Here is a 13,842-nt window from a genome sequence, read left to right on the forward strand (position 1 = left end):
TATATATGATAGAAATATTGTGTTTTAGAATAATAAAAAACTTGTGAGTGCCTGACATTCGCAGAATGGCAGGGATTATGCCGATATCGGCCGCAGAGCGACGAACAAGTTTTTTATTAGTAAATAAAGAAATAGAAAAGTTATAATAATATTTTGCTTTGGAATTATTGAATTAAATAAAATTTTTTTAAAGCTATAATAAAAACTAATAATTTTTTAAACACTAGAAAGCTAAATATAAAAATTATGGGCGTCTGACATTGTTAAGAATGGCAGAGTATCAAAGCTCATAATTTTTATCGGCAATAATAAATATTCTATACTATCAATTTTTTTTAAACTATATTATATTAAAAAGCATAAAAACATTAATTAAAGGAAGTATTTATATGGGAACTTATATAGTAATTAACATTATAGTATTGCTTATGCTAATTAATTTATTGTATTTTATGCAAAAGAAACATATTAATTTTACTATTAGAGTATTATTAGCTTTAATTTTAGGATTAGTTTTAGGCTTTGTACTTAGAACAATTTATTCAGACAATATGGAAATAGTAAATCAAAGTATAGTTTGGTATAATATAGTAGGAAATGGTTATGTAAAACTTTTACAGATGTTGGTAATGCCTTTAATTTTTGTTTCTATAACTATGGCACTTCTTAATATCAAGGGAAGCAATACTAATTTGGGTAAAATGACTATGATAATAATAGGGATATTAATGATAACTACAGCAATATCTGCTTTAGTAGGTTTTTTAACAGCTAAAGGTTTCGGATTAGATGCTTCTAAACTTCAATCTATAGTAGGAGATATATCAAAAGGAGCTTCGTCTTATGAAGGGAGATTAGCCGAATTTTCTTCAAGACCTGTTCCTCAGCAATTATTAGATATTATACCTACAAATCCGTTTGCAGCTTTGGCTGGTATGGGAGGTTCTCCTACACTTTCTGTCGTTTTCTTTTCTGCTTTGATAGGTGCTGCAGCTTTGGGAATAAGAAAGAAAAAGCCTGAAGTTTTTGATTTCTTTTTAAAAATTATGCAGTCTTTACATGATATTATAATGAAAATAGTAGCTTTTGTAATGAAATTAACGCCTTACGGAGTATTAGCTCTTATGGCTAAATTTATGGCTTCCAGCGATTTGAATGCTTTTGCTCAATTAGGACAATTTCTTATTGCATCTTATATTGCTATAATAATTATGCTTGCAGTTCATAGTATAATACTTGTAATATTCGGTTATAATCCTATAAAGTATTATACTAAGGCTTTTACTCCTTTAGCATTTGCATTTTCTTCAAGAACTAGTGCAGGTACTTTGCCTTTAACTATATCTGCATTAAAAGATAAAATGGGTATATCAGAAGGCGTATCTAATTTATCAGCCTCATTAGCCGTAACTATAGGACAAAACGGATGTGCTGGTATTTATCCTGCTATGGTTGTCGCTATGATAGCCCCTGCTTTGGGTATTAATCCTCTTGAACCTTCTTTTTTAATAAAGTCTGTAATTATAATTGCTATAGGAAGTTTCGGTATTGCAGGAGTAGGCGGCGGAGCTACTAATGCAGCTTTAATAACTCTTTCTGCTTTGGGCTTTCCTGTAGGATTAGTTGCTATACTTTTAGGAATAGAGCCTCTTATTGATATGGGAAGAACTATGCTTAATGTTAATGACGGTATGATTACTGCAGCAGCTACTGCTAAAATATGTAAAGAAGTTGATATGGGTAAATTTAATTCTAGCGGCACTATTTCAAATGAGGAAGAATATATTTAGAAATATATAAAAAAGCATTATCTAATAAAAATAGATAATGCTTTTAATATTTAATTATTTTGCGGCATTTCCAGCAACATTCAAAGCGTCCCAAGTTCTGGCAAAAGGCGGAGCATAGCATAAATCAAGCATTCCAAGTTCATCTACTGTAATGCCTGCATATATGCAAGCTGCTATAACATCAATTCTTAATACAGCACCTCTTTTTCCCAATATCTGCCCTCCTATTATCTTTCTGCTGTCAGCCGTATATACTAATTTTATATGTAAATCCTGATAGTCCGGATAATAATGCGTATGATCTAAATCTTTTATGCTAACAGTTTTATAATTGATATTTCTTTTTTTGGCTTCTTCTTCTGTTATTCCAGTGCGTGCTGCTTCAAGCTCAAATGCAAGTATGCATGCACTAGTTAGACTTCCTGCAAACTTTTCATTTCCTCCAAGCAAATTAGCTGCTGTCATTCTTCCGAGTTTATTTGCACCTGTAGCAAGGGCAGCATAATTTTGTGTATCTAAAACTTTATCATAAATACTAGCACAGTCTCCTGCAGCATATATTGAATCTATACTAGTCTTTCCTTCTCTATCAACTAATATAGCACCATTATCCATTAATTTAATTCCTGCATCTTTTGCTAAATCGCTGTTAGGCTTAACTCCTACGGCAACAACAACATAATCAGCATCATATTTTCCTTTATCTGTAATCACAGCCTTAACATTATTATTATTATCAGCTTCTAATGACTGTACTTTTTCATTAAGACGCAAATCAGCATTTTCTTTTATATGCTCTATAATTATATCAGAAAATTCTTTATCGAATTTATTTCCAAATACTCTTTCAGATCGTTGTATTATAGTAACATTCTTTCCAATATGTTTTAAAACATGAGCCGCCTCAATAGATATAAATCCTGCACCTAATACAATAACATTTTTTATATTTGCATCTTTCATTTTCTCTTTCATATTAAGAGCGTCATTAAACTCTTTTAAAGTAGATACATTTCCTATATTAATATTTGGTATATTAGGTATTATAGATTTTGCTCCTGTAGCTATTAGAAGCGAATCATAATTATCTTCAAACTCTCTATTATTAATAATATCTTTAACTAATACTTTTTTATTTTTAGAATCTATTTTTAAAACCTCATGTTTTACTTTCAAATCTATTCCAGACTTTATAATAGTTTCAGCAGTTCTAGCTATCATAGTATTAGGATTATCATAAAAATTTCCCACATAATAAGGCATACCGCATGCCCCCCAAGATACGATATCAGTTTTTTCATAAACTGTTATAACAGCTTCTTTATCTAATCTTCTGGCTTTAGCAGCAGCACTCATTCCAGCAGCTACACCGCCTATTATTATAACTTTTTTCATTTTAAACTCCTTTTATATAAATAAATAATATATTTTTATCAACTTTTATTTGATTCTATATTATATTTATTTTAAATTTAAAGCTATAAATAAGTATAATATAATAGAGAAGCAGATTTTAAAATAGTATAAAAAAAATTCATATATAGTAAAAATAAAATTTTAATAATCGATAATAAATAATTTTTATTTAATAAAAAAAAGAATAATTATTAACATAAAATTTTTTTCTAGTCATAAATTTTATTATTATGCTCGCCGACGAAATTAACCTATAATAAGTAAATCACCTTTGGCGAATTATCCCATACGGGGCTGGCTTAGGCTCGCTTTTTTATTATTACTAATATTAATATACTAATTATGTTATTAACTTTTAAATAGATAAACGAGCAGCTAATAACTTTAGTTATTAGCTAATTTAAAGCGAGTTTATATAGCTAGCAACAATAATAAATTATCATTTTATTTACTGATATTTTCTTCGCTGTCAATATTCTTATTTTTATCAAAATCTTCTTTAAATAAAAATACTCCCGCAGCAATAATACATATACCTATAGTAATGGAAGCATCAGCTATATTATAATTATAAGGAAATCTTATAGTTTCATTAAATCCCATACTAATAAAATCTGTAACATATCCTCTCATAATTCTATCAGCCAAATTTCCCATAGCACCGCCAAAAACCATAGTAAAGCCTATCATAGATAATTTTTGCTTTTTTACATTAATAGAAATCATTATAAAAAATACTATAATCATAGAAAAAAATACAACAACTTTTAATAATCCAGGTATTATATGCTGAATAGCTTCCGGCACATTATTTAAAAAACCGAATGATACACCGTAATTTCTTGTATAAATAAATATTAAAATATTTCCTATTATTTTTTTAATAATTATTTCCTGAAGATATTTATCTACAAAATATTTAGATATAGCATCAGCCATAAAAATTAATATCGATATTAAAAAATATATTTTCTTTAACTTTATTTCTTCTATAATGTTAGATAATTTCATCATATTCTATTTTTTATCTCTTATTATTTTTTTATATTTTAAATAAATAAAAAGCTTTCGTTTTAAAAAATAATAATAATTTATATTTCTAAAAATTACAAGCTATTTTTAATATAAGCTTTTTATAATTATTTAAAACATTTACTTTTTTTTATAATTTATGTTATAATTCAAAAAATAAATAAATTGTTAGGAATTATATGGACTTAAAAGATAAAGCCCAAACAATAATAAATGCAAAAGTTCTTGTGATAGGCGATTTAATGCTTGACAGATTTACTTACGGCGATGTGATAAGAATATCTCCTGAAGCTCCTGTTCCTGTTCTTCACGTGAATAATGAAGAAAATTATTTGGGAGGTGCTGGAAATGTTGCTAGAAATACAGCATCTTTGATTGGAAATAATAATGATAATATATTCATAATAGGAGTTATAGGACAGGATAAATCAGCAGATATTATAATGGATAGTCTGAACTATTATAATATAACTTCAAAAGGAATTATAATAGATGAAAGCAGGTCTACTATAACTAAAACAAGAATAGTAGCAGGCACTCAGCAGATAGTTCGCATAGATGAAGAAGATACAAGCCCTTTTTCATCAAGTATTGTAAAAAAAATAGAAAAAGCATTTATTGATAATGTTGATAATTATAATGTTGTTATAATAAGCGATTATGCCAAAGGAATCATTACAAGATCATTTGCAAAAAAAATAATAGATATATGCAATAAAAAAAATAAGCCTGTATTAATTGATCCTGCTATAAAACATTTTTCATTTTATAAGAAGGCTACTTTAATGACTCCGAATTTGAAAGAGGCGGCGGAAGGCTCAGAAAGTAAATTTCCTTTTTATGAGTTTGATGAAAAAGCAATTAAAGTATTGGGAGATAGCATTATAAAAAAATTAAGTTTATCAAAATTAATGATAACATTAGGGGCTAATGGAATGGCTTTATTTGATAAAGATATAAAATCAAAAAACAGCCCTTATATAATACCTACAAAGGCTAAAAGCGTATTTGATGTTTCAGGGGCAGGCGATACTGTAATATCTGTACTTGCTATGTGCTTATCTGTTGGATTATCATTTAAGGAATCTTCAGAAATTGCTAATGCAGCTGCAGGAATTGTTGTAGGAAAAAGAGGTACTTCTACTTTGACTTTGAAGGAATTAATTAATACATTATAAAAATGGATATGTTATTTTATGAAGAGAAAAATATTTATATTATTATTTACATTGATATTTATAATTTCCTGTTTGCCTAAACCTTTAATAGTACCTGCTAAAGTTGTTACAGAATTTCATTTGGGAAATGATATAGGAATTTACAGCAATGAATTTGTAAATTTGGATAGCCCTAAAATATATAAAGTAGATAATGAATATTATTTCGGAGATTTTTATAGAATTAAAAATGATACTGTTTATGCATTAGATTTGTATAATTCAAGAATGGTAATAGCTTCAGGAAGCAATATAAAATATTTTCCTTTAGAATATAATAATCTTGAAACTTCAAAAATATCTCTTATAGATTCAAATTCTAATATATATATAACAGGATATAATGTGAGATATATAGGCGATGTTGTAGTAAGCAATGTTATGATGTCGCTTCCTTCTGAAAGTCCGTCTACCGAAGGATATGATACGCCCCGCATAGAAACATATACTATTAAAGTAACTAATACTAATTATAAAAAAGTAGGCTTTGTGTCATTAAATAAAATATCTTCTGAAGGAAAAACGCTTTATAATATAGATACTATTATAGATAATGAATATGAGTCTATAGTAAAATTATTAACATTAACAAATCATAAATTTGCAATACTAAAAAGAGATAAAGAAAGAGTACCAATCATTGATATATATGATATGAATAATGGTAAAATGGAAAACAGATATTTTCTTAAAGATGTTGAATATATGAATACTAATAAGATGTCATATAGAGAAATAGTCGATTGTGTTTATATAGCAGAAAAGGAAGTTTTGGCTATACTTACTATGAATATAATAGAAGGAAAGCATCAGGAAGATATTGTATATACAAGCGAATTAGATAATTTTGATTTAAAAGAATCTTATAAAATACCATGCAGGGATAATTCTTTAGCGGTGGGAATGTCAAGTACAGGCAGAGTTACATATACAGGTATGGATAATGGAATGTATTTTTTTATACGAACTAATCCTTTTTTATCGCAGAATTATGTAAAAGAATATTTAGGTATAGATGGTTTTAATAAATTAAGAGGAATAAATATGTTTGATGATTCTGTTTACGGATTTATGGTAGAAGACGAGGTTATAAAATTCCATAATTATTAAGTATTTTTTGTCAATATTATTTTTATTTAAAAATTTATTATTTATGGAGATATATTATGAAATACACAATAGCTTTAACAGGCGCCACAGGAAATATGGGACTTGAAACATTAAGACAATTAATGGAAATAGAAGATATTGAAACTGTAAAAGTTCTTATAAGAAAAGAAAGTAAAGCACAAGCTCAGAAATTTAAAAGACAATACGGTAAAAGAGTAGAAATAGTTACAGGTTATTTATATGACAGAGATGATTTAGAAAAATTATTAAAAGACTGTCATTATGTACTTAATCTTGCAGCAGTTATTCCTCCAAAGTCGGATAAATATCCTAAACTAGCACATCTTACAAATTTTGTGGGAGTTAAGCATATAGTTGATATATTAGAATCAATGGATAAAGATAAAACTCCTAAACTTGTGCATATATCTACAGTAGCTCTTTACGGCAACCGCAATGAAAAACATCCTTATGGCAGGGTAGGGGATCCTTTATTAATAAGTCCTTATGATGCATACTCTTTTTCTAAGTTAAAGGGCGAAAGATATGTACTTGATTCATCATTAGAAAATAGGGCTGTAATAAGACAAACTGCAATGCTTCATAATAGAATGCTTACTGATAATATGAGCGATGGACTTATGTTTCATACTTGCTATAATACACCGCTTGAATGGGCAACTGCAAGAGACAGCGGACTTTTGATGAAAAGAATTATTGAAGAAGATATAAAGGGAAGTTTAGACGATTATTTTTGGAAAGGCGTTTTTAACTTGGGAAGCAAGGCAGAAAATAGGATTTTGGGTTATGATACATTTAATGACGGATTCAAACTTATAGGAGGCTCCACTAAAACATATATGAAGCCTAATTGGAATGCTGTAAGAAATTTTCATGGGCTTTGGTATTATGACGGATATAAACTGGAGGAATTATTCCAATATCAAAAGGAGTCTGTTGCTGATTATTGGAATGAAATAGGAAAAAAGCATTGGTATTATTCATTTGGTAAAATAGTACCTCCTTCCTTAATATCATTTTTTGCCATACAAAGACTTCTGCCTCACCCGAATTCACCTACATATTGGAGAAGAAACGGAGAGGACGGTAAGATTATAGCTGCATTCGGAAGTTTAGAAAATTTTGATAATCTGCCTAAAAAATGGGAGAATTTCAATCTGCTTTTTGAAAATAAGGATTCTGAAGGAAACTATATAGATTATAAATCTCTGCTTGATATAAAAAATGCTAAGCTTCTTAATCACGGATATGATGAAAATAAAAAAGACAGTGAAATAGATTTAGAAGATTTAAAAAAGGCTGCAGAGTTTAGGGGGGGGAGACTTTTAAGCACTAGTATACTTAAAGGAGATTTGCATACAAAATTGAAATGGGCTTGTGCACAGGGGCATGAATTTGAGGCTTCGCCATTTACTGTGATAAAAGCAGGGCATTGGTGCGAAGAATGTATGCCTGATTATACTTGGAACTTTGATATATTAGCTAAAAAAAATCCTTTCTTTGCTCAGGTTTGGTATGATTCGCATAATGAAGATGAGAATATGATTTATTATTTTGATGAAGATTTTAAGGCTCATTATAAAAAGGTAAATTGATTTTATGTATAATGATATCATTTCATCATATTCTTATAATATGAGTAATTTTAATTCTATTCCTTTAGATTATTCTTGGTCTTTTTCTGATAAAACTATAAAAGATACAGCATACATTACACATAATTATTATACATATCCTGCTAAATTTATACCGCAGTTAGTTTCAAGATTAATTAATATCTATACAAAAGAAATGCAGACAGTGGCAGATCCGTTTATGGGAAGCGGTACAGCTATTGTTGAAGCTATTGTAAATAAAAGATATGCTTATGGTACAGATATAAATGAAATAGCATATTTAATATCTAAAGTAAAAAGTACTCCTCTTAATATAGAATTATTAAAAAAAGAATATTCTATATTAGAAGAAAAATTAACAACAGAAAAAGAAGAGTTTTTAATAAAAGCAAAAAATATTCTACCCGATAATGAGAGAATAGATTATTGGTTTAAGCCAAAACAAAAAGAAGAATTATCTTTAATTTTTTATTTTATACTTGAAATAGAAAATACAGATATAAGAGATTTTTATCTTGTTGCTTTTGCCCAGATATTAAAAACTGCATCTATATGGCTTCAAAAAAGTATAAAGCCTACAAGAGATATGAAGAAAAAAGAATATAATTCTTATTCTCTATTTTTTAGTATTGCCAAAAGAATGATAAAAAGACATGAATTATATAATTCTATGCTTGATAAGAATTTTTTCTATAATATCAATAAATATAGAAAAATAAAATGCGGAGATTCTAGGTTTATGCCTTTAGAAGATGGGGAGGCTGATTTTATTGTAACTAGCCCTCCTTATGTAACTAGTTATGAGTATGCTGATTTACATCAATTACCTTCTTTATGGTTTGGATACTTAAATACTTTGTCTGAATTTAGAGAGAAATTTATAGGAAGCAGTTATAAAAATAGAGATGATATAGATAATATGGATTTAAAAAGCGATATGATTCTTCAAACTATAAATAATTTTTCAAGCAATAAAAAAAAGATAAGAGAGATAAAAAATTATTATGCTGATATGCTTGAAAGTTTTATTGAAATGAAAAGAATATTAAAAGTTAAAGGCAAAGCTGCTATTGTAATAGGCAATACTCAATTTAAAAATATTGATATATTGAATGCTGAAATATTTTGCGAACAAATGACAAATATAGGTTTTAGAGTTTTTGATATTATACATAGAGAAATACCTTCAAAAATGCTCCCTTCTACTAGAGATTCATCTACAGGAAGATTTGCAAAAATATCATCTACAGATAAATTAGTTTATCCTACAGAATATATTTTAATTATGGAGAAAGTATGACATTTGAAGATTTAATAACTCTTTATGAAAATAAAAAAATAGTATATGATGATAATACTTATATGCATATTTCAGAAATTTTAAAAGAAGCAAAAGAAAATTATATAAAAGATGCTTTAAAAAACGGAATAATAGATACTGAGCAGTCTTGGAGAGCTTTCAAAGGTAAAAATTTAGAAAAAATTATTGAGTATATAATTACTGATGAAGTAAAAAAGCTGGGACTTTCTATAATCAATGGTAATAAATTAGAAAGAAAGAAAATTTTTAAAGACAAAACTTTAGACTTACTAAAAAGAAATTTATGTATAGATTATGGAGAATACGGGCTTCATTTACCTGATGTTGATATAATAATTTATGATGAAAAAACTAGTAAAATAATTTCTGTGCTTTCAATAAAGGTTACTTTAAGAGAGAGAATAGCACAAACAGGTTATTGGAAATTAAAGCTTATGCAGTCATCTGTTACAAGACATATAAAAGTATTGTTTATCACTCTTGATGAAGATGAAACTTTATCTATAAAGAATCCTGCTAAGAAAGGGCGTGCTGTTGCTGAGACAGACACAGATGGCTGTTATATACTTACAGAAAATAAAGTAGATGAAAGCAGTAAAGTAAAATTATTTTCCGATTTTATTAATGATTTAAATAAAATGATTAAATAAAAAATGGGGTATATGTATGTATAAAAAAGCCGTAATATATTGCTTCTCTGGTACAGGAAATACTTTAAAAGCAGCAAAAGAATATAAAAAAATATTTGAAGAAAATAATGTTGAAACTTATATCTTTAATGTAGGCGATAATTTTGATGATATGCCTAGTCCTAAAGATTATGATTATGTAGGTATTGCTTATCCTATACATGGATTTAATGCTCCTTATCCTATTTTTGACTTGATAAAATTATTTCCTAAATTTGATAAGGCAGACAGAAAAAAAATATTTATTATAAAAACTTCAGGAGAGCCTTTAACGATTAATAATATATCTTCATATCCTTTAATGTCAAGACTAAATAATAAAGGTTATATACTTACTAATGAGTATCATTATATAATGCCTTATAATATTTTATTCAGACATACTGATGAGTTTGCTGCAAAAATGTGGAAAACCGCTAAGGCTTTATGCGTTATAGAAGCTAATGAAATTTTAAGTGAAAAAGAAAGCTATTTGAAAAAATTTCCTCTTGGAAGATTAATAGCATTCTTATTTAGAATAGAGCATCCTGCTATGAAAATTAATGGTAATTTATTTAGAGTGAAAAAAATTTGCACTCATTGTAATTTATGCATTAAAAAATGTCCTGTTAATAATATTTATAATGATGAAAAAGGAAATATAAAGTTTAAAAATAAATGCGTAATGTGTACAAGCTGTGCCTTCAGATGCCCTGTTGATGCTATTAATATAGGAATATTAAACTTTTGGAGAGTTAATGGTGTATATAAATTCGAGAATCCTCCTTTGGGCTTAAAATCCAAGCATGAAAATTACTGTAAAAAAGCTTATGACAGATATTTTGATAATGCCGATAAAAAAATACATTTTTATTCTGATAATGCAGAAGAAGAATATAAACAAAAATCATATTATAAAAATATAGAAAATTATATATTATAATTATAGTAAATATTATTCTAACGATTTTTTTGTAATTTCCGAGAATATAAAAAATAATATAAAAATAAGTTTGGAGCGGAAAATGATAAAGAAGTCTTTAGCAATATTAATAGCTTTATTATTAGTTTTTGCAATATCATGTAAAAAACCTGCAGAAAGCAGTATAGAAGATGATTATCTAAGTGAGATAGAAAAGGAATATCAAAATTCATCTAGCAATGATGTTATTGTAGAAACTAATAATGGTATGCAGTCAGATATGAATAATAATACTTATTCTTCTGCAGACAATAATAATAGTATGCAAGCAGATAATAATAAAAATACTTTTAATAGTTCATATACTGCAAATCCTCCTAAAAGAAGACCTTTAAAAGCTACTATATATAATTTTTATAGCCCTTGGACTTCTAAAGATGATCCTTTAATTATCAGAGAAATAAGAGTTATGATAGCAAATAAAGAATATACTCAGGCTTTAAACTATATAAATAGATTGGATTTTAATAATTTGCCTGATAATGCAGATATAGGGCATTTATATCAATTTAAAGGCATAGTTCATTATTTTCTTGCTAAAGAAGGAAAATCAAATAATACTATAGCTAGAAATCATATTACTTTAGCTGATGAATGCTTTAAGAAAGTAGAAGGATTAACTTCTATAGAAAAATTCAAGCCTCTTTCATTATTATGGAATGGTATGCTTTATCAAACTTATTCAAATGATAAAAATGAACTTCAAGAAGCTATTGCTTTATTTGACAGAGTTATAACAGAATATCCTAGAACTAGATTTGCTAATGATGCGGTGTTCTATAAGGCTGTAACTATGAAAAAGTTAGGTATGCCTGAAAATGAATATAATGATCTTTTCTTGTCTATAAAAAGAGGCGGTTTTGTTGATACTTTGGTATTTTCTCAGATAATAAATGATTATGTTCCTGCTAATGATTTAGTAGATAGAGAAATGCTTAAATAATTTTGGTTTTTATAAAGTGATAGTTTATTATTAATTATTAAATAAACTGTCGCTTTTTTATTATAGCTTTTCTTCTTTAAGTAAATTATTAAATTGATTTCTTGAATATACAGTTACCTTATCATTATATGAAATATAGTTTCTAGCACTATTATTTAATTTTACAGGCACTATTAAAATACCGTTTTTTGCTCCTGCTTCATTAACCATCATTATAAAATCTCTGATAATCAATTCTCCGATTTCAATTTTCTTCCATCTTTTGAAAGATATTAGAACAGTATCTTTTTTATTTCCTTTAGTATTGTATGTCAAATAATTCACTTCATCTCCGTAATCGTTTTTTGATGAACTGTCATCATATTCCTGTATAATAGAATGATGTAATTTTGTCCTTATCAAATTTGAACATAGTTTTTTGAAATCTGCAATATTCATATTATAAATTTTATCTACTTTTTGTATAATTTTAAGATTCATTTCATTAGAATTATTATTTTCCTGTATTTTTAATTCATCTAGTATTTTTTGAATATTTATAGTATTTTCAGATTTTATTAAGGAAATTAAATAATTAATATCAGTAAATGAACCCTCCCATAAATCAACAGCTTTTTCCCAATTTTCTATATCTTCTTTATTAATATATTTTTCATAATTATCATTTTTAGAATTATAGGGCTTTAACTTTTTCTGATGTTCATTTATATCTAATAAATATTTTATTAGATTTTCTATATTATAAATATCAAATTCAGGTAAATTCAGATTATTTATTGTTTCAAATAATTTTAAAGATAATTCTATATCGCTTAAAAAATATGAATAGAAAGAGTAATCCAATACTAAATCAAATATTTTTTCATTAGGATTTGCTACATCATATTTAGCATATAAATTATCATATATACCTTTGAACTCTTCTTCATTATCAAGTATTTTATATAATATATGCAGATAAAGTCTGTCAATATATAATTTATCATCAGTATTTTTATCAGCAATAAGATGCTCTATAAAACTTTTAGCAATATTGAGTTCATCTGAAATCATATACATAGATATTAAAGTTCTATTTAATAAGGCTATATCATCATTTTTTTCTTTTGCCAATCTTTTTTGAAGCTCCTCTAAAAAGACTATACATTTTTTATAGTCTTTAATTTTAAAAAAAGTAAAAGAAGCTGCTTTAAGATTATCTATATTAAATTCATTTTTATTCAGCATAGCTTTATTAAAATAATCGCTTGAAAGCATATAGTATCCTTCATTACAAAGAATATCAGCTGCTTTAATATTATAAAACATATTATTAGAATCTAATTTAGATATTTTAAGAGTATATTTAAATGCTTTTTCATTTTCACCAAGTTTTTCATAAAATTCTTCTAATTTTTTACATACCTCTAATTCTTCTTTTTTCTCATAAAAAGATAGAGAAAGTAATTTTTCATACATTTCTAAAGCCGATTCAGTTTCTCCCATTTCTTCTTTTAATTTAGCCAATTGAAAAACAGATGCATGATCATCTTTATCTTTATTAATTTTATTAGTCAACTCTTCTATTTGTTTATTTACTTTTTTACCGTTATTTAAATTTTTTTTAACAGCAAAGATAATAAAAATTAATAAAACAGCAGCTGCTAGTATAATATAAATCATTTCATATAACCTTTTTCATTTTTTATAAATATTTAGTATGATATATTATTTTTTTATATTTTAC

General features: G+C 26.7%; 11 protein-coding genes. 8 read left to right on the forward strand and 3 right to left on the reverse strand.

The window, feature by feature from the left end:
• The first annotated feature begins 389 nt into the window (after positions 1–389).
• Positions 390–1,790, forward strand: coding sequence for a cation:dicarboxylase symporter family transporter (locus QZ288_RS03300; protein WP_295154925.1), 1,401 nt, complete (start codon positions 390–392; stop codon positions 1,788–1,790).
• A 54-nt stretch (positions 1,791–1,844) separates the two neighbouring features.
• Here the strand turns inward: QZ288_RS03300 and QZ288_RS03305 are convergent, their stop codons facing one another.
• Positions 1,845–3,185, reverse strand: coding sequence for a CoA-disulfide reductase (locus QZ288_RS03305; RefSeq protein ID WP_295154927.1), 1,341 nt, complete (start codon positions 3,183–3,185; stop codon positions 1,845–1,847).
• 465 nt (positions 3,186–3,650) lie between these two features.
• Positions 3,651–4,220: a signal peptidase II gene (gene lspA / locus QZ288_RS03310; RefSeq protein ID WP_295154929.1), complete on the reverse strand. Its 570-nt coding sequence runs from the start codon at positions 4,218–4,220 to the stop codon at positions 3,651–3,653.
• Between the two features lie 197 nt (positions 4,221–4,417).
• Here lspA and rfaE1 point away from each other — a divergent pair, with 197 nt between their 5' ends.
• The 7 genes from rfaE1 (at position 4,418) to QZ288_RS03345 (ending at position 12,116) form a co-directional block, all read left to right on the forward strand.
• Entirely contained in the window at positions 4,418–5,416 is a 999-nt protein-coding gene (gene rfaE1 / locus QZ288_RS03315) for a D-glycero-beta-D-manno-heptose-7-phosphate kinase (RefSeq protein ID WP_295154931.1), read from the forward strand.
• Positions 5,417–5,434: 18 nt separating this feature from the next.
• Positions 5,435–6,565 (forward strand): hypothetical protein, encoded by a 1,131-nt coding sequence (locus QZ288_RS03320; RefSeq protein ID WP_295154933.1) that lies wholly within the window; start codon positions 5,435–5,437, stop codon positions 6,563–6,565.
• 56 nt (positions 6,566–6,621) lie between these two features.
• Positions 6,622–8,181, forward strand: a complete 1,560-nt coding sequence (locus tag QZ288_RS03325; protein ID WP_295154934.1) for an NAD(P)-dependent oxidoreductase — start codon at positions 6,622–6,624, stop codon at positions 8,179–8,181.
• Between the two features lie 4 nt (positions 8,182–8,185).
• Positions 8,186–9,502, forward strand: coding sequence for a DNA methyltransferase (locus QZ288_RS03330; RefSeq protein ID WP_295154936.1), 1,317 nt, complete (start codon positions 8,186–8,188; stop codon positions 9,500–9,502).
• Positions 9,499–10,173, forward strand: coding sequence for a BsaWI family type II restriction enzyme (locus QZ288_RS03335; RefSeq protein ID WP_295154938.1), 675 nt, complete (start codon positions 9,499–9,501; stop codon positions 10,171–10,173). Before QZ288_RS03330 ends, QZ288_RS03335 begins: the two co-directional genes overlap by 4 nt.
• Positions 10,174–10,189: 16 nt before the next feature.
• The gene (locus QZ288_RS03340) at positions 10,190–11,134 is read left to right on the forward strand and encodes an EFR1 family ferrodoxin (protein ID WP_295154940.1); all 945 of its coding nucleotides are present in this window, start codon (positions 10,190–10,192) and stop codon (positions 11,132–11,134) included.
• Between the two features lie 82 nt (positions 11,135–11,216).
• Positions 11,217–12,116, forward strand: coding sequence for a hypothetical protein (locus QZ288_RS03345; protein ID WP_295154942.1), 900 nt, complete (start codon positions 11,217–11,219; stop codon positions 12,114–12,116).
• 60 nt (positions 12,117–12,176) lie between these two features.
• Here the strand turns inward: QZ288_RS03345 and QZ288_RS03350 are convergent, their stop codons facing one another.
• A complete protein-coding gene (locus QZ288_RS03350; RefSeq protein ID WP_295154943.1) occupies positions 12,177–13,778 on the reverse strand; it encodes a restriction endonuclease in 1,602 nt (533 codons plus the stop codon).
• Positions 13,779–13,842: the final 64 nt, after the last annotated feature.

It is taken from the genome of uncultured Brachyspira sp. (assembly GCF_910578695.1).
Lineage (GTDB): Bacteria > Spirochaetota > Brachyspiria > Brachyspirales > Brachyspiraceae > Brachyspira.